The organism is Rudaeicoccus suwonensis (assembly GCF_007829035.1).
Classification (GTDB): domain Bacteria; phylum Actinomycetota; class Actinomycetes; order Actinomycetales; family Dermatophilaceae; genus Rudaeicoccus; species Rudaeicoccus suwonensis.
This window is the reverse complement of sequence record NZ_VIVQ01000001.1, coordinates 1309272-1332221: the sequence shown is the minus strand read 5'-3', so window position 1 is coordinate 1332221 and position 22950 is coordinate 1309272. Positions and strand designations below refer to the sequence as shown.

Here is a 22950-nt window from a genome sequence, read left to right as displayed (position 1 = left end):
GGGCGCATCACGGGTGATCGCGTCAGCGTGTGGTCACCGTTGGAACGACACGGCGACCTTCAGACCGTCGCCCTGCTTGGCTTTGACGGCGATCTTGGTGCCGGTGCCGGCGACCTTGGTCGATGCCATCGGGTTGGACTCGAACCAGTAGCTGTTCGGGTTGGTGTCGTCGAAGGTCGACACCGCCTTGCGGGCGGGGAAGAACAACGTGCCGCCTGCGCGGTGCAGGACGAACGCGTCGGTCTTCTCCAGGCCGAACGTTGCGTCATACGGCTGGATCCGGTTGCTCACCCGGGTGCCGTTCGGCCAGCTCAGCGGCACCGGATTGGCATCGACCGGCAGCACCTGTCCGCCACCGGGGTGGACGGACGTGTTGTTGTCGACGAACTCGTTGTTGGCGTAGGTCACCAGCAGGCCGTCCTGGTAGGGGTAGTGCTCGACCCAGTCCGCCTTGTCGGCGAACCCGAAGTTGTACGGCCCTTGCTTGAGTGTCTTGTCATATCCGTTGTAGCGGCGATACTCGGCCAGGTAGTACCGCGTGACGCTCTCGGTCGTCGTGCCGTTCATCCGGGTGAATCCGGCCGGTGTCCAGACCGAGGTGCCGGACTCTACGTTGTCGGTGACCGTGGTGTCGCCGACGGTCAGGGCCAGGTCGTCCAGGAAGGCGCCGGCCTGGTTGACGCCTCCGTCGGTGACGTACAGGAAGCGGAACTTGATCTTCTGGCCCTTGTACGCAGACAGGTCGTAGTTGACCGTCGACCAGCCGGACTTCGTGCCGCTGATCGGGGTGCCGACCTCGGTCCAGGAGGTGCCTCCGTTGGTCGAGACCTGCGGGTACAGATAGTCGTATCCCTCCTCGATGTCGTATGACACCGCCGCCGACAGCGACGCCGTCGTTGCCGCGGTCAGGTCGACGTCGCGGGTGAGGGAGTTCGACAGGTCGTCTCCACGCCCGCTCCACCACTCGTAGCTGCCGGACCAGGGCTTGACGTATTGAGTGGTGAGCACCTTGTCGGGCAGATTGACCGCGACCGCGGTCGGTTTGTTCTTGTTGTCCTGATCGGCCGGGCCGAGTGCGATGGTCGTGTTGGCGCCGAACTTCACCGACTGGGTGTCCGACCAGCCGAGCTGCAGCTTTTCCCAGGCGCCCATGTAGCCGGGCACGTCGCCGATGGCGTTCTGCCCGTGATTCAACCAGGACCCGCTGCTCATCAACGACCAATAGCCGGTGCTGTTGTCGCCGCCTGCCGTGTCGTAGAGGTCGGGCAGGCCCAGGTCGTGACCGAACTCGTGCGCGAACACACCGAGACCGCCGTTCTCGGGCTCGGTGGTGTAGTCCTGCACCCAGATGCCGGTGTTGCCGATCTGCACCCCACCGGATTTGTTCGAGCCGGGGCCGGTCTTGCCAGCGCCGGACTGCACGGCCCAGCGGTGCGACCAGATCGCGTCATCGCCCTGAGCCCCGCCACCGGCCTCTTCGCCCTCACCCGCGTGGATCGCCTGGTAGTGGTCGATGTAACCGTCGGGCTCGTTGAAGTTACCGTCACCATCGAAGTCGTATCTGTCCCAGGTGTCGAATTGCTTGAGATACGTGGTGATTTCGGCATTCGAGCGACCCAGCGCCTTCTGCTGGTTGTACCAGGCGGTCAGCGAGTCGCCGACGAACGCCCAGTAGCCTTCGGACTCGCTGGTGCCGTCTCCGGCCACGGGATTGTGGCCGTAGCGCGCCTCGTTGTACGGCACCGTGACCCAGTCCGTCACATCGGACGTGACCTGGAAGCGACCCTGCGACTGCGCCTTGTAGAAGTTGGTGAACGACTCCTTGTTCGGAGCGTTGAACATGGTCAGGTAGTGCTGACGGCTGAAGTCCTTGACCCAGTATGTCGAGTTGTTCACCGAGCGGTCGGGCTCGGGAATCTGGTTCTGCTTCGGCCCGACCGTCCCGCCGGTCGCGGGCTTGGTCTGCTCGCCGAACGCCGCCAGCGTGGTGAAGATCTTCGTGGTCCGGTTGGGGTCGTATTCGACGTACTTGCCCTTCTTGCCCTTGCTGCCCTTCGAACCCTGGCTGGTGGCTTTGCCGGTCTGCGCGCTCTTGGCGTTCGTGGCGGCCTCCGGAGCCTGCACCTCGATCACCTTCTTGCCCCCGACCGTCTTGACGGTTGCCGTGCCCTTGACGACCTGATCCACGGCATCCCTGCGCAGCTTCGCCTGCGCCTCCGCCTTGGGGTTCGGCAGGACGTCAGAACGCTGCGACACGCCGTCCGGGTCACTCACTGCCGGGGCTGCCTGGTGTGGTGCGGCGGCCTTCGGCGCCGCGACTGCGCCGGCCGAGAACACCATGGTGACGGCCATGGCGGTGGTACCGGCAGCCGCGCCCACTATGCGTCGGTTCATTTCTCTCCTTCGGTCGTGCGTCAGCCGGGGTGTCCGGACGACGACGCCGAGAAGTCTGTCCCAGATTCACAGCAAATGGGGGTTAACACTCAGCTTTTTTTAATGTTTGCGTGTTTCGCCCACTCTACGAACTACGATCAGCGGCCGTGGTTAGGCTTCCCGGCATGAGCGACAGGCCGACCGAAGTCACCGCCCCGTACGGCACCGGCGCGCAGGCAGCGCCCCAGCGGCGAGTCCGCATCCCTCACCTGCAGGCACGCAAGGAACGCGGCGAGAAGTGGGCGATGCTCACGGCATACGACATGTATGCCGCAGAGATCTTCGACGAAGCGGGCATCCCCGTGCTGCTGGTCGGCGACTCGGCCGGGAACAACGTCTTCGGCTTCGAGACCACTGTGCCGGTCACGGTGGACCACCTCGTGCCGCTGGTGCGTGCGGTGGCGACGGCGACCTCTCGCGCCCTTGTGGTGGCCGATCTGCCGTTCGGCTCGTACCAGGCCTCCCCGCAGCAGGCGCTCGCGACGGCCACCCGCTTCATGAAGGAGGGCCTGGCCCACGCGGTCAAGCTCGAGGGCGGCAAGGCCATGGTCCCGGAGGTCGAGTTGCTCGTCCGGGCCGGCATCCCCGTCATGGGCCACATCGGCTTCACTCCGCAGAGCGAGCACGTGCTGGGCGGCTACCGGGTGCAGGGGCGCGGCGATGCCGCCGACCAGTTGCTTGAGGACGCACTCGCACTGGAGGCCGCGGGATGTTTTGCGATCGTCATAGAGATGGTGCCGACTCCGGCGGCGGCACGCGTCACCCAGGAGTTGCACATCCCCACCATCGGCATCGGCGCCGGTCCCGAATGCGATGCCCAGGTGTTGGTCTGGCAGGACATGGCGGGTCTGCGCGGAGGCAAGTCGCCGCGATTCGTCAAGAAGTACGCCGACCTGCGTGGTGAGTTGGGCGCAGCCGCAACTGCGTATGCCGCCGACGTCGCTTCCGGCGAATTTCCCTCTGCAGCAAACAGTTTCGAGTCGTGAGCGACGAACAACCGCGGGGCGTGCCCCGCGGTTGTTCGTCGCTCAGCTGACACCGGCGGCAGCCGGCGTACAACTCAGCCGGTGCGCACCTTCTCCGGCGTGGAGGTGTGATCGCTGCTGGTCGGCACGGCACGCCACATGACCGCCGCAGCCGCCAGACCAGTGGCGCCAGAGATGACGACTCCACCACCCAGGGTCAGCACGGCGGTCACTCCGGAAAGAATCGCCGGCCCGATCGTCGAACCCGCATCCGACAGTTCGCGCCAGATGCCGAGGAACTGCGCACGCCCAACTGTCGGTGAGAAGTCCGCGCCCAAAGTCATCACCATGCCCGCACCGATTCCGTTGCCGAAGCCCAGCACACAGGCGACAAGACACAGACTGACCGCGCCGTGCGTCAGCGGTATCGCCATCATCGACACCGCCATCACCAGCATCGAGGGCACCGTGATCCACCGTCGGCCGAAACGGTCCATGACCTTGCCCGCCGGATAGAAGACCAGCATGTCGATGCCACCGGAGATGCCGTAGATCAGCGACGCGGTCTGGGCCGACAGACCGAGGTGCTCGGCCCACAGCGGAATGACCGCCTGACGGGTCGCGCGGATCGCCGAGACCAGCAGCACCCCCATGCCGATGGTCAGGAAGACACGGCGGTAGTCGCGCACCACATTGCGCACCGATGGCGGATGCTCGGCAGCAGCCGCCGCCACCTCCGGTTGTACGGGCAGGTCCTGCAAGGTCGCACCGAGGATGCCGGCCAGCGCCAAGGCACCGGCACATACGGCGTACGCGCCGCGCAACGGCCACAGCTGCATCACCAGGGCGCCGATGAACGGCCCGATGAAGACCCCGACCCGCATGACCCCGCCGAGAGTCGAGAGCGCGCGAGCGCGGTACTGCGCGGGCACCGCCTCGGTGAGATAACTCTGCCGCGCGAGCATGAAGACCGACCCGCTGACGCCGAGCAAGAAGGCACCCAGCGCAAAGACCAGCAGGTCCTGCGCGAGCATGCAGCACAGGGCGGAGACCACTCCCACGATGGAGGCGCCGATGATCGCGTGACGCTCGCCATACTTGTCGGTGATCATCGAACTGGGGACGTTGAAGATCAACGAGCCGATGTTGATCAGCGTGATCATCAGGGCCGCGACGGCGACCGAGCCACCGAGACTGCGAGCCGACAAGGGCAGCACCGGCAGCATTGCGCCTTCGGCCAGACCGAACAGCAACGACGGTCCGTATGCGGGTATGGCCAGGGACTTAAGGTTGAAATCTGGTTGGCCACTCATTGTTAGCTAGTCTAACCACTTTGTCTCAGTGCTTGATCTCGCGTCCACAACGTGACCGGGCCACACTGGGTTGATGGCAGCGGTCCACGGAACGATGCGGCAGGTGCCGATCCCGGCCCGACTTCGAGGGAACGTGGAGCACGCCTGGTATGTCGATTCCCCGTGTGCCGCAGGGCTGGAATTGAAGGCGCCGTCGGATCGCGCCCATCTTGCCGGCACGCTTCACGAGGTGTTGCGGGAACCGACCTTGCCCGACCCAGGCCTCGATGCCGCCGCGGCGCAGCTTGCCGCGGGAACAGCGGTGCATCAGCTTGCCCGCAACCGCGGTTGGTCACATGCGACTCTCACCCGACGCTCCACCGCTGCTGTCGGTGTCAGACGCAAGCAGTACCAACGGATCTCGCGGCTCAATCGGGTGATGACCCACGTGCGGGGCACGCCACGCCCGACTTGGGCTGAGCTTGCGGTGTCGCACGGGTACGCCGATCAGACACATCTGGCGCACGACTTCACCGAACTGGTCGGCATGTCCCCGACGGCTTACCTCGCCGGCGCGCTGTCTCCGGGGCACATCCGCTTCGCCTGACGATTTTCTGCAAGACAGCAATGGTCGGCCAGTGCTGAGATCAGTCTCATGGACACCACCCAGCACCCGAACGCACCTCACTTCACGGCAATCTCGCCATATCTGTTCTATCCCGACGGCGACGAGGCCGCCGCGTGGCTGATGCGTACGTTCGGCTTCGGCCCGTCGCGACGGGTCGCCGATGCCGACGGACGGTGGCAGGAGGGTGAGGTCGACGTCGGGTCGGCGGTCGTGTCGATCAGCGCCGGCCGGACCCCGGATGCCGAGAGTGGACGGTGCGCGACCCTGATCGTCAGCGTCGACGACGTCGATGCCGTCTTTGCGCGCGTGCAGGCAACGGGCCAGACGATCGACGCCGTGCGCCAAGAGGACTACGGACCCCGCACCTGCCATGTCACCGATCCATGGGGCTATCGGTGGTACTTCTGGGAAGGCGCCGCGCACTTCCCGCCGGAGCAGAGGCCCGATTGATCGACACAGGCCGCGCCCGGTGGACATCGGTTGGGCCGAAGGCACCTGCGGATGCATGCTGATCCGGTGCGCCCGTTCGTGTCCGGAGTCCAGTTGTCCCGAAGGCTGTATGCCGATGCGGTCGAACCCCTTGTGCAGCAGCACTTCCCGGGCATGCGGCACGCAGCAGCACTCATCGGAGCGGGCTCGGAGGTGCTCGGTTTCGACACCGAGCGTTCCAGGGATCACGACTGGGGACCGCGCGTGCAACTCTTCCTCAGTCCGGATGACCTGGCGAGCCACGGTCCGGCACTCCGCACGCGGTTGGCCAGCGACCTGCCGCCCACCATCAAAGGCTGGCCGATTGATCTCGCCGTCATACGTTCATCGCGTCAGCTCCCGCCGGACCACCCTCGGCACTCCGTCCTCGTCACATCTTTGGCGCGTTGGTTGCCGCACCACTTGGGCTTCAGCCCTGACCACGCGCCGACTCCCACCGACTGGTTGTCGATCCCGACGCAGCGTCTGGCGGAATTCACCGGTGGTGCTGTGCACCACGACGACATCGGCGAACTGACAAGACTCCGAACGATATTCGAGTTCTACCCCGACGACGTATGGCGCTACGTGCTCGCCTGCCAGTGGATGCGTGTGGCGCAGGAGGAGCCGTTCGTCGGTCGGACAGCTGAGGTCGGTGACGAGCTGGGTAGCGCCGTCCTCGCCGCTCGTATGGCGCGCGACCTCATGACGCTCACCCTTCTGATGCACCGGCGCTATCCGCCCTACAGCAAGTGGCTCGGTTCGGCCTTCGGCCGTCTACCGGGGATCGCACCATTGGCCGATGTTCTTCGTCGCGCCGTCACGGCCGACGATCACCAGGTACGAGAAGACGCACTCGCCGGGGCCTACCGAGCCACCGCGCGCCTGCACAACGACCTCGGTCTGACGAATGTGCTCGAACCGACGACCAGGGCATTCCACGACCGACCCTTCCAGGTGCTCGACGCGGCCCGCTTCACCGGCGCGCTGATGGCATCGATTGCCGATCCTGCCGTGCGCGACCTGCCGGTCACGGGTGCCATCGATCACCTGAGCGACAACACCGACGTGCTCACATCGCCGGGGGTGTCCCGCGCGCTCACTGTCGCAGCGACGCGACCAGAGGACGTCACCGACGCGTTTCAGCCTGAGCCCTTGCGCGTTCAGGGCTGGAGAGCGGGCTCGGACGCCGGGTCGCCGGTCGTGCGTCGCAGCAGCTGAAAACTGAGCGCTGCGAGCACCAGAGCGCCGAATCCGGAGGCGACCGGCACGACGAAACCGGCGCGGGCGCCCCAGTGCTGCACCACCGCGCCGCTGATCGCCGAACCCGCCGCGATGCCGATGATCGTGCCGGTGAACACCACTCCCATCGACTCGTTGACCTGCGACTGTGGCACCAGACGCTGGGCGAGTTTCATCGAGGTGATCAGCGTCGGCGCGGTCGCGAAGCCGGCCAGCAGCAGCACCCCGGCCAGCCACGGCAGTGAATCGACCAGCAGGACCGGCGCCTCGAGGACGAACATCGCGGCCGTCCCGAGGAGCAGCATCCGCGCCAGTGATCCCGGGACCCCGCGTGTACCGAAGACCACGGCGGCTGTCGCCGACCCGATGGCGAACAACGCAAGGATCAGACCAGACATGTCCTTGTATCCGTGCGCCTGCGAGAACGCAAGCGTGACAACCTCGTTCGAGCCGAAGATGCCGCCGGTGAGCACCATCACGATCGCCACCACGACCACGGCGGGATTGCGCAGCACGAGGGTGCCTCCGGATGCGTCGACGTGCACCGGTGGCTCCGTCGAGCGCGCGGACACGAACAGCCAGGACCCTGCGGCATACAGAACGAAGGCAGCGATCAACCCGGCTTCAGGCAGCACTGTCGTCGCGAGGAGGACGGCGATCGCGGGCCCGAGCACGAAGGACAGCTCGTCGGCCACCTGCTCCAACGACATCGCGGTGTGCAGCCGATCTGGTTGCCCGTCAAGCAGATACGACCACCGAGCCCGACTCATCGAGCCGGTCGCTGCAACGACTGCGGACATCGCGTAGGTCACGAACAGCAGCCACGACGGCGCATCGAGCAACGAGACGAGAATCATCGCGCCGCCCCACGCAGTCGACCAGATGATCAGGGGCAGGGTGACTCGACGCTGACCACGCCCGTCGATGAACCGCCCGATCGGCGCAGCTGTCACAGCCAGCACCACCAGGCCGACCGCCGACACGGCACCGGCCAGGCCGTACGAACCGCGACGACCCGAGATCATCGCCACGACGGCCACACCGAACATCGCACCGCCGAGGCGGGCGAAGAAGGATCCGGCGAGGAAGGTGCGGGCGCCGGGGATCTGCAACAACGAGCGGTACGGCGTCAGCATCAGGCGAGGCTATACGCGCACTACCGCGTGAGCGCCCGACGCCTAGACTCCTGCATATGCCTGTCACCTCCGCGCCAGTGCTGCCCGGCCGGGTTGGTTCCCGTCGCAGTGTGCCGCCTCGCATCGCCCGCCCCGAGTATGTCGACCGCCCCGAGCCCGCGGCCTGGACCGGATCGGAGATCCGTGACCCTGAGTTGATCGAGCGCATTCGCGTCTCCTCGCGCATCGCCGCGCAGGCGCTGCAGGTAGCCGGCGCCGCCGTCCGGCCGGGCGTGACCACCGACGAACTCGACCGCATCGGGCACGAATTCATGCTCGACCACGGCGCCTATCCCTCGACGCTGGGCTACCGCGGATTCCCGAAGTCGTTGTGCACGAGCGTCAACGAGGTTGTCTGTCATGGCATCCCGGACGATCGGCCGCTTGAAGACGGCGACATCGTCAAGATCGACGTCACGGCGTACAAAGACGGCGCCCACGGCGACAACTGCGCGACCTTCCTGGTCGGCGAGGTCGACGAGGAGTCGCGGCTGCTGGTCGAGCGCACCAAGGAAGCGATGCTGCGCGGCATCCGGGCCGCTCGCCCGGGTCGCGCCGTCAACGTCATCGGTCGTGTCATCGAGATGTATGCCGCCCGCTTCGGGTACGGCGTGGTGCGCGACTACACCGGTCACGGCGTCGGTCCGGTCTTCCACTCCGGGCTGATCATCCCGCACTACGACTCGGCACCGGCATACGACGACGTCATCGAGGTCGGTATGACGTTCACGGTCGAGCCGATGCTCAACCTCGGCACGCCCGACTGGACGATGTGGGACGACGACTGGACCGTCGTCACCGCAGATCTGTCGCGGTCGGCGCAGTTCGAGAACACCATTCTCATCACCGAGTCCGGGCCGGAGATCCTCACCGTCCCATAAGGTTTCACCCGGCCCGGATCCCAGGGGCACGGTCGCACCACCAGCCAACGGTCAAAGGAGCCCGCACCATGAGCAAGACACACCCCCTCGGCATCGACGTCGGCGGCACCGGCATCAAGGGCGCGCCGGTCGACCTGGACAAGGGCGAGTTCGCGGCCGACCGGATGCGCGTCGCGACCCCCAGCGAGTCGACGCCGGATGCCGTCGCCGAGGTGATCGAGCAAATCGCGGAGAACTTCGCCGAACAGACCGACGGTCAGCCGATCGGCATCACCCTGCCGGCCGTCGTCACGCACGGCATTGTGCGAACTGCCGCGAACATCGACTCGTCGTGGATCGGCACCAATGTCGAGGAGTTGCTGAGCGACCGCCTCGGTCGAGCGGTGACGGTGGTCAACGACGCGGACGCGGCCGGCGTGGGCGAACTGCACTACGGCGCAGCGCGCAACAACGACGGTCTCGTGCTCGTGTCGACACTCGGCACCGGCATCGGCTCGGCTCTGCTGAACGACGGTGCGCTGGTGCCGAACTCGGAGCTGGGCCACCTCGAGATCGACGGCCACGACGCCGAGTCCAAGGCCGCCGAGAGCGCTCGTGAGCGCGACGACCTGTCGTGGGACAAGTGGGCCGAGCGGTTGCAGCGCTACTTCAGCCACATCGAGGACCTGCTCTGGCCGGATCTGATCGTCGTCGGTGGCGGTGTGTCGAAGAAGGCCGACAAGTTTCTGCCGCAGTTGCACCTGCGCGCGCCCATCGTTGCGGCCCAGTTGCAGAACGCCGCCGGCATCGTCGGCGCCGCCTGGCTGGCCGACCACGCCGTCAACTCGAACGGACACCACTCCTAGATGATCACGCTCGACGAATGCACCGACCACCGCGAGTGGGACGGCCTGGTCACCGCTCACGACGGTCACCCGCTGCAGCTGTGGGGCTGGGGCGAGGTCAAGGCGGCGCACGGATGGCGAGTGGTGCGGCTGCGGGCAATGCGCGACGGCACGGCCGTCGGTGGCGCGCAGATGCTCGTACGGTCGGTGCCCTTCCCGTTGCGCGCGATCGCCTATCTGCCGCGCGGCCCGATCGGTGTTCCGGCACAGACGGGCGAGCTGCTGGAGGCCGTTGCGGCATACGCCCGCACGACGTTCAAGGCCGTCGTGCTGACGATCGAGCCCGACTGGGAAGAGCTGCCGACGCTGCCGGCCAGGTGGAGTCGATCGGACAACGCGATCCTCATGCCGCACACGCTGATCCTGGATCTCACCCGGTCCGAGGACGAGCTGATGTCGGACATGAGCAAGAAGACACGGCAGTACATCCGCAAGTCCGGCCGCGAGGAGCAGTTGCAGATCCGGCAGGTGACAGAGGTCGCCGCGCTCGACGGCTGCCTGGACGTCTATCGCGAGACGGCACATCGAGCGGATTTTGCATTGCACGGCGATGCGTACTACCGCGATGTCTTCACCGAACTCGATGACGCCTCACCGGTTTTCGCGGCATACGCCGGCGAGGAGCCGGTCGCTTTCCTCTGGCTGGCGACGAGTGCCGCGACGACCTTCGAGCTGTATGGCGGGATGAACGATCTCGGCCAGAAGCTGCGCGCGAACTACGCGCTCAAGTGGCACGCGATCACGGCCATGAAGGCGCGCGGCGTGACGCGCTACGACCTCAACGGCCTGGTCAGTGAGGGCGTCAGCACCTTCAAGCAAGGCTTCGCCGGTCACGAGAACCTGCTCGTCGGCAGCTACGACCGGCCGTTGTCACCGCTGTATCCGGTGTGGGCACGCGGTCTGCCGCTGGCGCGCAAGGCGCTGCGCAAACTTCGCCGCTGAGCTCGACACCCGGGGGCCTCAGGCGGCGCGCGCCGCCTTGAGCGTCTTGCGGGGGATGTCCTTGGACACGGCGTAACTGGTGCGGCTGAGTTGCTCGGCATACCCGGCCTTGCGCAACCGGTTCAACGTGACCGGGCACTTCTTGCACCGCGGTGAGTCCTTGCAGCACTTCTTCTTCGTCGACACCGTGGGCACGTCACCATCATAGGTGAGGCTTACCTCAATCACGAAGGTGGCGTGCCGATCGGCGACGAACGGTCAGAAGTTGGTCGCCCCTGCTCCCTTGAGGTCCTTGACCTCGATGCCGCCCTCGCGACCAAACGACCCCACCTGCGTGATGTAGAACGTCCGGCCGATGTCGGACAGCAGGGCGTCGTGGATCGGCACGACGACGCGGGGTTCGATCCGCCGGACGAACGCGACGGTCTCCTTAGCGGCGCACCACGGCGCGTTGATCGGCACTGCGAGCACGTCGACGTCGCCGGCCGGGTGCGCATCAAGAGCGTCACCGGGGTGGAACAGCGACGGCTCGTCCTGCGCGGTGATCAGCAATCCGACGTTGTCGATCCGCGGGAGGTATTCATTGATGACGGCGTGCTTGTCACCTGCCGGGATGATCACGACGTCACCGATGTGGAAGCTCTCGTCAACGACCGTCGCAGTAGCCGGAATCTCTTTCTCCGCAAGGATTTTCGTCGTCTCGGGGTCAGCGTGCACGACGGCGGCCGGGTTGCGTTCCAGCAGTGCAGACAGCTTGTCGACCTCGACGTGATCGGGGTGCTGGTGGGTGATGAGCACGGCGTCGAGATCGGTGAGATCGGCATACGTCGAAAAAGCTCCGGGGTCGAGGAGTAACCGGGATCCGGCGACGTCGACGAGCAGGCAGGCATGTCCGAGATGGGTGATCTGCATAAGCCCACCGTATGCCGGTGCACTGTGCTTCGTGCCGCTCCCAGGCGGTTTGACCGTAGAATCGGCGAACGTGAAGTTCCTCGGCGATCGCCCGGCATACGACCTGACCTACAACGACGTCTTCATGGCGCCCTCCCGTTCTTCGGTGAGCAGCCGCCTCGACGTCGACCTGACAACTCCTGACGGTGTCGGCACGACCATCCCGCTGGTCGTGGCGAACATGACGGCGGTCGCCGGACGACGTATGGCGGAGACCGTTGCCCGCCGCGGCGGCATCGCCGTGCTGCCACAGGACATCCCCGATCACGCGGTCCACGCGACGATCGACTACGTCAAGGGACGGCACACGGTTTACGAGACGCCCGTGACCGTTGCCGCGAGCGCGCCCATCTCGGACGTACTCGCGCTCATCGGCAAGCGCGCCCACCGGGCCGCTGTCGTCATCGACGAACATCGGGCACCCATCGGCATCGTCACCGAGAAGCACTGTCGCCAGGTGGATCGCTTCGCGACAGTCGGCGAGGTCATGACCCGCGACCTGTTCACCGTCGGCGACGGGGTCGACCTCGACGCCACCTTCGAGGAGCTCACCGCCCACCATCTCGACGTCGCACCGGTCGTGCGCGCCGACGGCGCGCTGGCCGGGGTGCTCACCCGCAAGGGGATCCTGCGGTCGGCGATCTATCAGCCGGCGGTCGACGCGCAGGGTCGGCTGCGCATCGCAGTCGCGATCGGCATCAACGGTGACGTGGCCGCCAAGGCCGCCACCATGCTCGCCGCCGGCGCCGACGTGCTGGTCGTCGACACCGCGCACGGCCACCAGGACAAGATGCTGCAGGCACTCGCCCTCGTGCGCGAGGGCCGCGACCGCCACGAGGCGGAGACCGGTGTCCGGGTTCCGATCGCGGCCGGCAACGTGGTCACGGCCGACGGCGCCGCCGATCTCGCGGACGGCGGCGCGGACATCGTCAAGGTCGGGGTCGGCCCCGGCGCGATGTGCACGACTCGCATGATGACCGGCGTTGGTCGGCCGCAGTTCTCTGCGGTGCTCGAATGTGCAGCAGCCGCAACCGAACTCGGCGCCAGCGTGTGGGCCGACGGTGGCGTGAAGTACCCTCGCGATGTCGCTCTCGCGCTGGCCGCGGGAGCCTCTTCGGTGATGATCGGCTCGTGGTTCGCCGGCACGTGGGAGAGCCCCGGCGACCTCAATCAGGACGCCGACGGCCGGCTCTACAAGGAGTCCTTCGGTATGGCGAGCGCCCGCGCTGTGCGCGGCCGCACGCAGGGTCGCAGCGCCTTCGACCGGGCCCGGTCGGCATTGTTCGAGGAAGGCATCTCCGCCTCCAAGATGTACCTCTCCCCCGCACGACCGGGTGTCGAGGACCTCATCGACTCGATCATCGCCGGAGTGCGCTCCAGCTTCACCTACGCAGGAGCACTGGACATCACCGCATTCCGCGAGCGCGCGCGCATCGGCGTGCAGAGCGCCAGCGGGTATGACGAAGGCCGTCCACGCGAAACCTCGTGGTGATCCTGCGATGACTGCCGCCACGCTGGACGTGCGCACCGCGGCACCGGATGTGGACCTGTCCGGTGTCGCCTGCTCGACGACGGCACTGCAGCAGTTGCTGACCGACGCCCCGACCGGTTCGGTCGTGCACATTCCGGCGGGAGCAACCATCAACCTGTCGGACGGACCGGTGACACCGAACGGCGCCGTGACCCTCGACGCGCGCGGCGCCACCATCGTCGACAACGGCACGACCCCTGCCTTCGCCCTCGGCCCGGACAACTCCGGCTCCCGATTCATCGGGTTGCACCTGCAAGGCGACAAGGGCGGCCGGCCCTACGGCAATCCGATGCACCGCGCCTTCGACTGCGCCGGCACCCCGGCGGTCGGCGCCGACGGTGATACCGACACAGCAGGGTGGATCCGGGGGTTGCGGTTCGAAGACGTGAGCGTCGACGGTTTCCAGTCCGCCGGATGGTGGATGCAGCATTGCCTCGACTTGGCGTACCGCTCGTGCGAGGTCACCAACTGCGGGTATGCCGGCTTCGAGCATCTGTCCTGTTGGAACGTGACGATCGACGACCCGCATGTGGAGCGGTTGTACGGCAAAGACGCCAACCACTACTGGCAGAGCTACCCGATCGCCTTCTCTCGGGATCAGACCGAGGACGACCTTGCGAGGTACCCCCGGTCACGGTGGTGCGATGTGCGTGGCGGCCTCATCGCCTCCACCGGCTGGGAAGGCGTCGAGACCCACGGCGGCGACCACATCACCGTACTGGGCACCAGGGTCCATGGCTGCTATCACGGGATCGCCGCGGTGCCCTGCCCTGACAGCACCGGCGCCGACATCATGGGTCCCACCGACATCAACGTGCTTTTCTGCACGGTGGAGTCGGGTGTGTCGGACGGGTCGCTCGGCAGCGGCATCAAACTCATCGGCGCCGGCATCTCCGGGCGCCGGACCGAAGCGGCGACCGGGCGCATCATCGGCAACACCGTCATCGGCTACGGCTCCGGGCGCACCAACACCGGCGCCAACGGCGACCCGTCGACGGTTGCGGCCGGAGTGCAGCTGTATCAGACCGACCACGTGCTCATCGACGACTTCCGCATCATCGAGCCATCGCCGTTCGGCATCGCGCTCTGGTACGACAACACCAGCGCCCGCATCGGCCGAGGCACGATCAGCGATCCCTGGCACGACACGTTCGCCAACCCGGCGGCGGTCGCCATACGTTCGACGGGCAATTCGCTCGCCTTGGGCGAAATCACCCTCGCAAAAGGCACCAAGAGCGCCGCCCACAAAAACGCCGCCGGCCTTTACGTCTCCAGCAACGCCAACGCGGTGCGCTGGACGGCGAAGCCCGACTTCCGCGCTGCGAAGACGTCGACGCTGGGTGGTGCCGGCATGAGCGCGACCGACTTCGACATACCGGACCTGGTCGACTTACCAAAGCTGTCGGACAATCCGACGGTCGCCGACATCTCGGCCTGGGCCACGTCGGCGGGCCTGGCCCGCTGAAGAATGGCCGGGCACGTAAGTGGATGAGTCGGCCTGTAAGCCGGATTTTGTATGGCGCCGCCCTCTCGGGCGACACGTGGCGACCATCCATCTACGACGACTGTTGCCAGCCGCCTCCAGCGATCTACCCGCGTGCTCGGACGGGCCGCCCTCGAACGCACACTGTCTGATCTTGCTCCAGGTGGGGTTTACCTAGCCACGCCAGTCACCTGGCGTGCTGGTGGTCTCTTACACACACCGTTTCACCCTTACCGTCGGCTCTCACCGACGGCGGTTTGCTTTCTGTGGCACTGTCCCGCGGGTCACCCCGGGTGGCCGTTAGCCACCACCTTGCCCTGTCGGAGTCCGGACTTTCCTCGGCGGGAACACTCCCGACGCGGCCGCCCGGCCGACTCATCCGTGAGTGAGCATACCGGCGTCGCGACCTGTGGTTCAGCGGGCGCCGACGCCCAGGCGTTCGGCCGCCGAGCGGCCTCGTCGTTCCGCCGGCACGTCCGCCGGTCGCCTTGCCTGGCTCGACCGCCGTCGCGCTCCGGCAGACGGCCGTCATGTTGCGGTGACTCGTCTCGCGTGCTCCGCCCAGCACGACACAGCTCTCGTGCCGGACACCGACCGGGCAGCTCCCTCGCCGGAAGTTCAGACGTCACTGTCGGACACGTTTGAATTTCCGGGATCGGCAGATTTGTCCACGGGCGGAGCTTCTTGTCATGACCAGCGCCTCGACGGCGGCGGCGCAGGCCGTATTCTGCGGCGCGTGCTGATCCTGCTGCCGCCCTCCGAGACCAAGACGCCTCGCCGACGTGGTGCGCCGCTGAAGCTGGAGCGACTCAGCTTCCCCGGCCTGACCAGGACCCGCAGCCTGATCGCCGACACTCTGGCGGCGGCGAGCGCCGGCCCCGACGCGTGCCACCGGCTCGGCATCAGTCCCGGCGTCGCCGCAGAGGTCGCGCGCAATGTCGATCTGCGGACCTCGCCCGCGCAGATGGTGGCCGATCTCTACACCGGTGTGCTGTATGACGCCCTCGACCTGGCCTCCCTCGACAGCGCGGCGACGCGGCGCGCCCGGCGGTGGATCGTGGTGCAGTCCGCACTGTTCGGAGCACTGCGCCTGGGCGACAAGGTCCCGGCATACCGGCTGTCGATGTCGACGAAATTGCCCGGCCTCGCGCCGCTCGCCGCTATCTGGCGGCCCGAACTCGATACCGAGATGACCGCGGCCGCCGGACGCGGCGTGATCGTCGACTGCAGATCGAGCACGTATGCCGCAGCCTGGCATCCGGGTCAGGAGCAGGCCCGCCGCTGGGTCCGCATCGTCGTTCCAGGCGCCACCCACATGGCCAAGCACACGCGCGGCCTGGTCACCCGCCACCTGGTCGAGACCGGAACCGATGCTCGCTCTCCGGCAGCCTTGCGTGACGTGCTGGCGACCCGGTTCGAGGTGGCCCTGCAGGAGCCTGCCAGGGCGACCGTCCCGTGGGACCTGTCCGTGACACCGGCATGAGTGAGCTGATCGACCGGGTCGGACCGATCCTGGTCTTCCTGGTCGCGATCACCGTCGTCGCCGAGATCTCGCAGCGGGCAGGCGTCTTCGAGATCGCCGGCTATTGGGCGGCACGCCTTGCCAGAGGGCGCACCTGGCGACTGTGGGTTGTGGTCGTCGTGCTGTCCTGCGCCGCGACGACGGTCCTCAGCCTCGACACGACCGCTGTCCTGCTGACACCCGTGGTCATCGCGATGGCGCGGCAGATCGGCGTGGCGGCACTGCCATTCGCCCTGACCACCGTCTGGCTGGCGAACACCGCATCACTACTCCTGCCAGTGTCCAACTTGTCGAATCTGCTTGCCATGCATGACTTCTCACGCTGGGGCGGCTTTGCGGCATACGTCTCGGTCGCCTGGGCACCCGCACTCGTGGCGATGGTGGCGACAGCCCTGACGATCGCTGCGCTGCACGGTCGCCAACTACGCGGAACCTACGCGGCACCCGATGCGCCGACCGGCCACGATCCGGTGCTGCTGCGCGTGTCGGGCTTCGTGTGCGTCGCGCTGGGGCCGGTGTTCGTCACCGGGATCACTCCGGCGATCCCGGCCACCGTCGCGGCCGTTGCACTGCTGGCGACACTCGCATTGCGGGATCGCGCCGGGGTGCGCCACATCGCCGTCCCGTGGCAGATGGTGATCGGTGTCAGCGCGTTGTTCGTCCTGGTCGAAGCAGCCGGGCCGCACGGTCTCACCTCACTGCTGCAGCGGATGACGGGAGAGGGCACCGGCGCCGGTCACCTGTTGCGTGTCGCGGGCATCGGAGCGCTCGGTGCGAACGCCGTCAACAATCTGCCGGCATTCCTGGCGCTGCAACCTTCGGTCGCCCAGGACGCCCACCGGTTGATGGCCTTGCTGATCGGAGTGAACGCCGGCCCGATCGTCACGGTGTGGGGCTCGCTGGCGACCCTGCTGTGGCGCTCGCGCTGCCAGCGCGCCGGCCTGTCGATCCCGTTGCGGCGCTTCACGATTGAGAGTGCTGCCGTCGCCGTGGTCACGGTGACGGCAGCCACCCTCACGCTGGCAGTCTGCTGAGCGCTGCGCTCAGATCGCGCACCAGATCGTCGACGTCCTCAAGGCCGACGGAGATGCGCAGCACACCGTCGGTGATGCCGACCTGGGCACGCGCCGCTTCGCCCATCCGCCGGTGCGTGGTCGTCGCCGGATGTGTGATGAGCGATTTGGAATCACCGAGATTATTTGAGATGTCAATGATCTCAAGGGCATTCATCACCGTGAAGGCCTCGTCGCGGCCACCGGGCAACTCGAAGGTGACGACCGTGCCGCCGCCGAGCATCTGACGCTGCGCGAGATCGTGCTGCGGGTGCGACGGCAGGAACGGGTACCAGACCCGCTGCACACCTGGGTGCGCCTGCAGGGTCTGCGCGACCGCCATCGCCGAGCGCGCCTGGTGCTCCACCCGCAGCCGCATCGTCTCCAGACCCTTGAGGAGCACCCAGGCGTTGAACGGCGACAGCGACGGGCCGGTATGCCGCACAAGGTTCTCCACCGGGCCGTTGATGAAGTCCGCCGGCCCCAGGATCGCGCCGCCGAGCACACGGCCCTGACCGTCGATGTGCTTGGTGGCCGAATAGACGACGATGTCGGCGCCGTGCTGCATCGGTCGCGAGAACACCGGGGTGCCGAAGACGTTGTCGACGACGACCTTCGCCCCCGCGGAATGCGCTGCTGCACAAACAAATTCGAGATCGACAAGCTCCTGCATCGGGTTGCTGGGCGTCTCGAAGAAGACCGCTGTCGTCGGTTCGGACAATGCCGCGCGCCATTGCTCGTTGTCGCCGCCGTCGACGAAGACCGTCTGCACTCCCCAGCGCGGCAGGATCTCGTCAAGGATCACGAAGCACGACCCGAAGAGGCCCCTGGCAGCGACGACACGGTCCCCCGCACCGAGCAGCGCCGCGAGCGCGGTGAAGACCGCGCCCATGCCCGAACCGGTCGCGTAACACGCCTCCGCACCTTCCAGTTGGCGCAGCCGCTCTTCGAAAGCCGTGACGGTGGGGTTGCCGTATCTGCTGTAGACGTAGCGGTCGACATCACCCTTGAAGGCTGCCTCGGCCTCCTCTGCGGTGGCGTAGACGAAGCCCGAGGTGAGATACATCGCCTCGGCGGTCTCCTCGAACGCGCTGCGGCTCAGGCCGGCGCGCACCGCGAGAGTGTCCGGCTGCCAACCGGATTCGTCTACTGGCGCCATGGCAGGCCCGCCACCTTCCACCCAGAGACCGCGCGATGCCCGTGCTCGTCGAGCCCGCCCTCGAATCCTTCGAGCACGTTGTATACCGCGGGCACGCCGGCTGCGGTCAGCGCCTCAGCAGCGGCCACTGATCGCACCCCGGAACGACACAACAGGTATGCCGCCCCGCTGCCCGGACACATCGAGCGCACCTGGTCGACGAAGTCCGGATTGACCTGGCCGTCAGGAAAGTCCAGCCATTCGATGCACACGACCTGTTTGTTCAACGCAGTCAGGTCGGGCACACCGACGTAGGTCCACTCGGCGCGGGTCCGGACATCGATCAGGACCGCGTCCGGGTCGTCGCGCAGCGCGTCATACGCCTGCTCGGGGGTCACATCACCGGCGTAACTCATGTGCGAAAGCCTTGCACAAGCACCACCTCGGCGGTGCCCGGCGTCCAGCCGCGACACTCCGCGCCGGCTCTCGCCGACCTGGGGAGTCAGCGCAGGTGGTGGGTGTCGTTGACCCAGGTCACGGTTGCCGTGCCGTCGGCACGCACGTCGATCGCGGTCAGCGACGCGGGATCGATGTTGATCAGCCACGCGTGGCCGGTCGAGATACCGAGCAGTGACTGCAGCACGGTCATGATCGGCTTGCGATGAGTCGCCACCACGACGGTGCCGCCAATGGCGATGGCCCGCTTCCGCGCCTGCGCGATGCGGTCGGCGAGTTCGACGTGGCTCTCACCACCGGCCGCACGGAAATCGTCCTCGACTCGCAGCCGCGCTGCCTGGCCCGGATAGCGCTCACCGATCTGCCGGAAGGTCAGGCCGTCCCACTCGCCGAAGCTCTGCTCGTCCCAGTCGGCGTCCTGACGCGCCGCGACACCCAGCTCGGCAGCGATGGCCGCGCCGGTCTCGCGGGCCCGCGCCAGTGACGAGGTCAGCACGGCGACAGGACCGGTGACGATGTCCGCGACCGCAGTTGCCGCAGCAGCTGCCTGCTCGCGGCCGGCGGCGTTGAGGCTGGGATCGGCTCCCCCACGACCGTCGAGGCGGCTCTGGACGGTGAAGTCGGTGACCCCGTGCCGCACGAGGATCAGGCGCATCGCGGGTGTCGATGCCACCCGATCCTCCGGGCCAGGCACCGTCGCCGGTGTCGGTTCGGAGGACGAAGCAGATGCTGACGACGGGACAGGTTCAGCAGACGACGCAGCGGCGCCCGACTCGCGCCATACATCGCGGTCGACGTGTTTGCCGTCCATGCCGTCGTTGGAGAGCTTGTCGGCGGCCTTGTTCTCGGCCCGTGGAATCCAGGTCCAGCTGATCGAACCACCACAGGAGCGCAGCTCGCGCACGATCTCCTGCGCTTCGGCGGCGAGCCGCTGCATGTCGGCGTGCTTGATCTTCCACCGCCCGGCCATCTGCTCGATGACCAGCTTGGAATCCATCCGCACCGCGATGTCGGCACCCGGATCGATCGCCACCGCAGCTCGCAGACCGGCGATCATGCCTTGGTATTCGGCGACATTGTTGCTCTGCTTGCCCAGCGGCGCGGCGCGTTCGGCGAGCAGGGCACTGGTTGTCGCGTCGCGAACCAGGGCGCCATACCCGGCGACGCCGGGATTGCCGCGCGAACCTCCGTCAGCTTCGACGACGAGTCGACGGCCCATCAGCTCACAGACCTGATTCGGCAGTCCGGATGAGGATCCGGCGGCATTCCTCGCAGCGCACCACTTCGTCCTCGGCGGCGGCGCGAATCCGGGCCAGGTCAGCCGACCCGAGCTCGAGGCCGCAACCACCGCAGCGCTTTTGAGACAGCGCAGCCGCCCCCACCCCGCCCTGCTGCTCGCGGATCTTTTCATAGAGGCCGAGCAGTTCGGCGCCGATGCCGGGAGCGACATTGGCCCGATCACGTTGCACCTGCTCGCGTTCGCTCGCGATCTCGGCGACCTCCTGCTCGCGGCGAACGGACAGCTGCGCGACCTCGGCCTCGGCGTCGGCCTCCGCGGTCTGCTTCGTCGCCAGGTCGGCCTTCAGCGCCTCGGCGTTCTCCATCACTTCAAGCTCGGCGTCCTCGAGCTCGGCCTGCCGACGGGCCAGGGTCTCCAGTTCGTGCTGCAGGCCCTGAAGGTCCTTGGCCGAGCCGGCACCGGACTCCAACCGCTGCTTGTCTCGTGCGGCGCGGTCACGCACCAGCTGCACGGCAGCATCGGCCTTGGTCACGGCACGCTCACTGTCCTGCACCGCGATGCCGGCGAGCACGACCTCCTCGGCGAGCGCGGCGCGCCGGGCGGTCGCCTGCTCAAGCTGCGCCGTGACAGGCAGCTGCCGCTCCTTGTGCGCCAGTTGGTCCAGCCTGGTGTCGAGCTTCTGCAGATCCAACAGGCGCCACTGGCGCACGAGGTCAGCCTTCACGGGATGCTCACTTCTCCTGGTCGTCGGTGGTCGGTACGAGGAAGTCCCACGGGTCGGTGCACAGCCGTGAGACATAGGTCTCGACGTCGGCGCCGCGCTCGGACAGAGCTGCCCGCAGGCGGTCGGCACTGTCAGCCAGCCAGAGTGCCTCGGTGGCCCAGTGCCCGGCGTCGATCAGGTATGGCGCAGCACCCCGCGCCTCCTCACGCGCCTCCAGCGCCGGGTGGTGGCGCAGGTCCGCGGTCACGTAGACGTCGGCGCCCACGGCGCGGACCGCATCGAATCGGCCGTCGCCAGCGCCGCCCTGAACTGCGACCCGCTGCACCATCGCCGACGGATCACCACTCACCCGCAGGCCGACCGGCGCAGCGGGCAGTGCTGCCGCCAAGGACTGCGCGAACTCTCGCAGCGGCACAGGCCTGGCCAGGTCGCCGACCCGGCCGATGGGCTGGCCGTCCTCGGTGTCGAGCGCGGCGCAGCCTTCGGGCAACCCCGCGGCGAGCGCAAGCGCATCGTTGACGCCCGGGGAGGCGACGTCCGCGGTCGTGTGTGCGCAGTAGAGCGCCACGTCGGCGACGATCAGCGTGGTGACGGCCGCACCCTTGGCCGTGGTGGTCGCGACGGAGTGGATCCCGCGCAGCAGCAGCGGGTGGTGTGTCACCAGCAGGTCGGCGCCGGTGTCACGGGCCTCTTCGATCACCGACAGCGTCGGGTCGACGGCGAAATGCACCCGCCGCACCGGCTGGGCGGGATCACCGGACACCAGACCGACCTGGTCCCAGCCGGCCGCCGTCTGCGGTGGGTAGAACGAATCGAGCACCGCCACCACGTCGGCCAGGATCGCAGTCATGGCGGCGGGCCTCCTTCGGAGCGGCAGTGTTCTCGAATGATGTGTGTTTGCAGCAGTATTGCGATCGGTGGGCCCGGCCGGGCTCGAACCGACGACACCCGCGGTGTAAACGCGGTGCTCTACCAACTGAGCTACAGGCCCCGGCCGCACATTGTGCCAGCAGTGTGCGGGGTGGCTGTGATCGGCAGCCTCAGAGCGCCGCCAACGCCTCGCGATAACCGGCAAAGTCTCGCGCCTCACCCGGGCCGTTGACCTGCTCCCACGCGACCAGACCGTCGGTGCCGACCAGGAAGGTGCCGCGGATCGCCAGACCCGCGTCGGAGTTGAACACGCCGTATGACGATGCCACCTGCCCGTGCGGCCAGAAGTCGGACAGCAGCGAAAACGCGAAACCCTGGTCGTCGGACCAGGCGCGCAGGGTGAACATCGGGTCGCAGGAGATGGCCAGAACCTTGGCCTTTCCGCCCTCGAATCCGCTGAGATCGTCCCTGATCGCGCACAGTTCGCCGGTGCAGATGCCGCTCCAGGCGAACGGATAGAACACCAGCAGGGCCGGCTGGGTGGCGGTGACGGCGCTCAACGAGAGGTCTTCGCCATACTGCGTCTTCAGGGTGAAGTCGGGGGCGTGGTCACCGACCCGTGGTGTGTCGGTCGCTGTCGGGCTCATCGCTGCTTCGCCACGCCGCCCTGCACGAGCCTGGTGGCGATCCAGTCCTTTCCGAGTTTGGTGGACGTGCCGGCATTGAGACCGGCCGTCTGGGCGGCTTCCTTGATGTCGCTGGCGTCGACGTGGTCCGGGTGACCGGCCTTGGGCACCAGCAGCACCACGAAGCCCTTGTCGGCGAGATTGGTGAGCGCGTCGGCGCAGTCGTCGATCAGGTCGCCGTCACCGTCGCGCCACCAGAGCACGACCGCGTCGACGACGCCGTCGTAGTCCTCGTCCTCCAAAGCCGAGCCGGCGACCTCTTCGATCCCGACCCGAACGGCCTCATCGCAGTCCTCGTCCCAGCCGATCTCGAGGACCACTTGGTCCGCCTCGAAACCCAACTTCTCGAGCAGTCCCCGTTGCGGGTCCCCATTAGCCATGGCCGTA

Annotated in this window: 23 protein-coding genes, 1 tRNA gene and 1 other RNA gene; 11 read left to right on the top strand and 14 right to left on the bottom strand. The window is 67.2% G+C overall.

Going from position 1 to position 22950, the window contains the following annotated elements; translation table 11 throughout:
• Nucleotides 1–33: 33 nt before the first annotated feature.
• A complete protein-coding gene (locus BKA23_RS06140; RefSeq protein WP_145226459.1) occupies nt 34–2394 on the bottom strand; it encodes an immune inhibitor A domain-containing protein in 2361 nt (786 codons plus the stop codon).
• Nucleotides 2395–2558: 164 nt separating this feature from the next.
• Here BKA23_RS06140 and panB point away from each other — a divergent pair, with 164 nt between their 5' ends.
• Nucleotides 2559–3419 (top strand): 3-methyl-2-oxobutanoate hydroxymethyltransferase, encoded by an 861-nt coding sequence (gene panB, locus BKA23_RS06135; RefSeq protein ID WP_145226457.1) that lies wholly within the window; start codon nt 2559–2561, stop codon nt 3417–3419.
• A gap of 74 nt (nt 3420–3493) precedes the next feature.
• Here panB and BKA23_RS06130 read toward each other — a convergent pair whose 3' ends face one another.
• A complete protein-coding gene (locus BKA23_RS06130) occupies nt 3494–4711 on the bottom strand; it encodes an MFS transporter (RefSeq protein ID WP_145226455.1) in 1218 nt (405 codons plus the stop codon).
• Between the two features lie 73 nt (nt 4712–4784).
• Between BKA23_RS06130 and BKA23_RS06125 the strand changes: the two genes are divergently transcribed.
• From BKA23_RS06125 to BKA23_RS06115, 3 genes are read left to right on the top strand one after another with little or no spacing between them, the layout of a single operon-like run.
• Nucleotides 4785–5297 carry a helix-turn-helix domain-containing protein gene (locus tag BKA23_RS06125; protein ID WP_145226453.1) on the top strand — a complete coding sequence of 171 codons (513 nt, stop codon included), beginning with the start codon at nt 4785–4787 and terminating at the stop codon, nt 5295–5297.
• A gap of 48 nt (nt 5298–5345) precedes the next feature.
• Entirely contained in the window at nt 5346–5768 is a 423-nt protein-coding gene (locus tag BKA23_RS06120; protein ID WP_145226451.1) for a VOC family protein, read from the top strand.
• Between the two features lie 51 nt (nt 5769–5819).
• Nucleotides 5820–7007: a DUF4037 domain-containing protein gene (locus tag BKA23_RS06115; protein ID WP_145226449.1), complete on the top strand. Its 1188-nt coding sequence runs from the start codon at nt 5820–5822 to the stop codon at nt 7005–7007.
• Here BKA23_RS06115 and BKA23_RS06110 read toward each other — a convergent pair.
• Entirely contained in the window at nt 6950–8164 is a 1215-nt protein-coding gene (locus BKA23_RS06110) for an MFS transporter (protein ID WP_145226447.1), read from the bottom strand. The two genes, BKA23_RS06115 and BKA23_RS06110, sit on opposite strands and share 58 nt — an antisense overlap.
• A 56-nt stretch (nt 8165–8220) precedes the next feature.
• Between BKA23_RS06110 and map the strand changes: the two genes are divergently transcribed.
• From map to BKA23_RS06095, 3 genes are all read left to right on the top strand, one after another.
• Nucleotides 8221–9084, top strand: a complete 864-nt coding sequence (gene map / locus BKA23_RS06105) for a type I methionyl aminopeptidase (RefSeq protein ID WP_145226445.1) — start codon at nt 8221–8223, stop codon at nt 9082–9084.
• 68 nt (nt 9085–9152) lie between these two features.
• On the top strand, nt 9153–9929 hold the full coding sequence (gene ppgK, locus BKA23_RS06100) for a polyphosphate--glucose phosphotransferase (protein ID WP_145226443.1): 777 nt from the start codon (nt 9153–9155) through the stop codon (nt 9927–9929).
• Nucleotides 9930–10910 (top strand): lipid II:glycine glycyltransferase FemX, encoded by a 981-nt coding sequence (locus BKA23_RS06095; RefSeq protein WP_145226441.1) that lies wholly within the window; start codon nt 9930–9932, stop codon nt 10908–10910.
• Nucleotides 10911–10928: 18 nt separating this feature from the next.
• Here the strand turns inward: BKA23_RS06095 and BKA23_RS17605 are convergent, their stop codons facing one another.
• Nucleotides 10929–11105: a hypothetical protein gene (locus BKA23_RS17605; protein WP_170226298.1), complete on the bottom strand. Its 177-nt coding sequence runs from the start codon at nt 11103–11105 to the stop codon at nt 10929–10931.
• A gap of 63 nt (nt 11106–11168) precedes the next feature.
• Nucleotides 11169–11822 carry an MBL fold metallo-hydrolase gene (locus BKA23_RS06090; protein WP_145226439.1) on the bottom strand — a complete coding sequence of 218 codons (654 nt, stop codon included), beginning with the start codon at nt 11820–11822 and terminating at the stop codon, nt 11169–11171.
• 70 nt (nt 11823–11892) lie between these two features.
• Between BKA23_RS06090 and BKA23_RS06085 the strand changes: the two genes are divergently transcribed.
• Together BKA23_RS06085 and BKA23_RS06080 are read left to right on the top strand one after the other, a co-directional pair.
• Nucleotides 11893–13353 (top strand): GuaB1 family IMP dehydrogenase-related protein, encoded by a 1461-nt coding sequence (locus BKA23_RS06085; RefSeq protein ID WP_145226437.1) that lies wholly within the window; start codon nt 11893–11895, stop codon nt 13351–13353.
• A gap of 7 nt (nt 13354–13360) precedes the next feature.
• Nucleotides 13361–14857 carry a hypothetical protein gene (locus BKA23_RS06080; protein WP_145226435.1) on the top strand — a complete coding sequence of 499 codons (1497 nt, stop codon included), beginning with the start codon at nt 13361–13363 and terminating at the stop codon, nt 14855–14857.
• A 20-nt stretch (nt 14858–14877) separates the two neighbouring features.
• On the opposite strand, the gene rnpB is transcribed toward BKA23_RS06080, so the two are convergent.
• An RNA gene (rnpB, locus tag BKA23_RS06075) (RNase P RNA component class A) lies at nt 14878–15253 on the bottom strand.
• 358 nt (nt 15254–15611) lie between these two features.
• On the opposite strand from rnpB, the gene BKA23_RS06070 reads away from it, so the two are divergent.
• Nucleotides 15612–16358 (top strand): YaaA family protein, encoded by a 747-nt coding sequence (locus BKA23_RS06070; protein ID WP_145226433.1) that lies wholly within the window; start codon nt 15612–15614, stop codon nt 16356–16358.
• Nucleotides 16355–17431, top strand: coding sequence for an SLC13 family permease (locus BKA23_RS06065; protein WP_145226431.1), 1077 nt, complete (start codon nt 16355–16357; stop codon nt 17429–17431). Before BKA23_RS06070 ends, BKA23_RS06065 begins: the two co-directional genes overlap by 4 nt.
• Here BKA23_RS06065 and BKA23_RS06060 read toward each other — a convergent pair.
• The 8 genes from BKA23_RS06060 to BKA23_RS06025 all read right to left on the bottom strand — a co-directional run bounded on the left by BKA23_RS06060 (nt 17412) and on the right by BKA23_RS06025 (nt 22943).
• Complete coding sequence (locus BKA23_RS06060) at nt 17412–18608, bottom strand: O-succinylhomoserine sulfhydrylase (RefSeq protein ID WP_145226429.1); 1197 nt, start codon at nt 18606–18608, stop codon at nt 17412–17414. The two genes, BKA23_RS06065 and BKA23_RS06060, sit on opposite strands and share 20 nt — an antisense overlap.
• Nucleotides 18596–19003, bottom strand: coding sequence for a rhodanese-like domain-containing protein (locus BKA23_RS06055; protein ID WP_145226427.1), 408 nt, complete (start codon nt 19001–19003; stop codon nt 18596–18598). Before BKA23_RS06055 ends, BKA23_RS06060 begins: the two co-directional genes overlap by 13 nt.
• An 86-nt stretch (nt 19004–19089) precedes the next feature.
• Nucleotides 19090–20262 (bottom strand): bifunctional RNase H/acid phosphatase, encoded by a 1173-nt coding sequence (locus BKA23_RS06050; protein WP_145226425.1) that lies wholly within the window; start codon nt 20260–20262, stop codon nt 19090–19092.
• Between the two features lie 4 nt (nt 20263–20266).
• Nucleotides 20267–21007, bottom strand: coding sequence for a zinc ribbon domain-containing protein (locus tag BKA23_RS06045; RefSeq protein ID WP_246104482.1), 741 nt, complete (start codon nt 21005–21007; stop codon nt 20267–20269).
• Between the two features lie 7 nt (nt 21008–21014).
• The gene (locus BKA23_RS06040) at nt 21015–21857 is read right to left on the bottom strand and encodes a Nif3-like dinuclear metal center hexameric protein (protein ID WP_145226420.1); all 843 of its coding nucleotides are present in this window, start codon (nt 21855–21857) and stop codon (nt 21015–21017) included.
• Nucleotides 21858–21925: 68 nt separating this feature from the next.
• Nucleotides 21926–21998 (bottom strand) — tRNA-Val (locus BKA23_RS06035).
• Between the two features lie 49 nt (nt 21999–22047).
• Nucleotides 22048–22524 (bottom strand): peroxiredoxin, encoded by a 477-nt coding sequence (locus BKA23_RS06030; RefSeq protein ID WP_145226418.1) that lies wholly within the window; start codon nt 22522–22524, stop codon nt 22048–22050.
• On the bottom strand, nt 22521–22943 hold the full coding sequence (locus BKA23_RS06025) for a DUF3052 domain-containing protein (RefSeq protein WP_145226416.1): 423 nt from the start codon (nt 22941–22943) through the stop codon (nt 22521–22523). The genes BKA23_RS06030 and BKA23_RS06025 overlap by 4 nt, the downstream gene beginning before the upstream one ends.
• Nucleotides 22944–22950 lie beyond the last annotated feature (7 nt).

Excerpts from the sequence above, each read along its gene's own strand:
- BKA23_RS06140 (WP_145226459.1), bottom strand. The coding sequence starts at position 2,394 with ATGAACCGACGCATAGTGGGCGCGGCTGCCGGTACCACCGCCATGGCC.
- panB (WP_145226457.1), top strand. The coding sequence starts at position 2,559 with ATGAGCGACAGGCCGACCGAAGTCACCGCCCCGTACGGCACCGGCGCG.
- BKA23_RS06130 (WP_145226455.1), bottom strand. The coding sequence starts at position 4,711 with ATGAGTGGCCAACCAGATTTCAACCTTAAGTCCCTGGCCATACCCGCA.
- BKA23_RS06125 (WP_145226453.1), top strand. The coding sequence starts at position 4,785 with ATGGCAGCGGTCCACGGAACGATGCGGCAGGTGCCGATCCCGGCCCGA.
- BKA23_RS06120 (WP_145226451.1), top strand. The coding sequence starts at position 5,346 with ATGGACACCACCCAGCACCCGAACGCACCTCACTTCACGGCAATCTCG.
- BKA23_RS06115 (WP_145226449.1), top strand. The coding sequence starts at position 5,820 with ATGCATGCTGATCCGGTGCGCCCGTTCGTGTCCGGAGTCCAGTTGTCC.
- BKA23_RS06110 (WP_145226447.1), bottom strand. The coding sequence starts at position 8,164 with ATGCTGACGCCGTACCGCTCGTTGTTGCAGATCCCCGGCGCCCGCACC.
- map (WP_145226445.1), top strand. The coding sequence starts at position 8,221 with ATGCCTGTCACCTCCGCGCCAGTGCTGCCCGGCCGGGTTGGTTCCCGT.
- ppgK (WP_145226443.1), top strand. The coding sequence starts at position 9,153 with ATGAGCAAGACACACCCCCTCGGCATCGACGTCGGCGGCACCGGCATC.
- BKA23_RS06095 (WP_145226441.1), top strand. The coding sequence starts at position 9,930 with ATGATCACGCTCGACGAATGCACCGACCACCGCGAGTGGGACGGCCTG.
- BKA23_RS06090 (WP_145226439.1), bottom strand. The coding sequence starts at position 11,822 with ATGCAGATCACCCATCTCGGACATGCCTGCCTGCTCGTCGACGTCGCC.
- BKA23_RS06080 (WP_145226435.1), top strand. The coding sequence starts at position 13,361 with ATGACTGCCGCCACGCTGGACGTGCGCACCGCGGCACCGGATGTGGAC.
- BKA23_RS06065 (WP_145226431.1), top strand. The coding sequence starts at position 16,355 with ATGAGTGAGCTGATCGACCGGGTCGGACCGATCCTGGTCTTCCTGGTC.
- BKA23_RS06060 (WP_145226429.1), bottom strand. The coding sequence starts at position 18,608 with ATGGCGCCAGTAGACGAATCCGGTTGGCAGCCGGACACTCTCGCGGTG.
- BKA23_RS06055 (WP_145226427.1), bottom strand. The coding sequence starts at position 19,003 with ATGAGTTACGCCGGTGATGTGACCCCCGAGCAGGCGTATGACGCGCTG.
- BKA23_RS06050 (WP_145226425.1), bottom strand. The coding sequence starts at position 20,262 with ATGGGCCGTCGACTCGTCGTCGAAGCTGACGGAGGTTCGCGCGGCAAT.
- BKA23_RS06040 (WP_145226420.1), bottom strand. The coding sequence starts at position 21,857 with ATGACTGCGATCCTGGCCGACGTGGTGGCGGTGCTCGATTCGTTCTAC.
- BKA23_RS06030 (WP_145226418.1), bottom strand. The coding sequence starts at position 22,524 with ATGAGCCCGACAGCGACCGACACACCACGGGTCGGTGACCACGCCCCC.
- BKA23_RS06025 (WP_145226416.1), bottom strand. The coding sequence starts at position 22,943 with ATGGCTAATGGGGACCCGCAACGGGGACTGCTCGAGAAGTTGGGTTTC.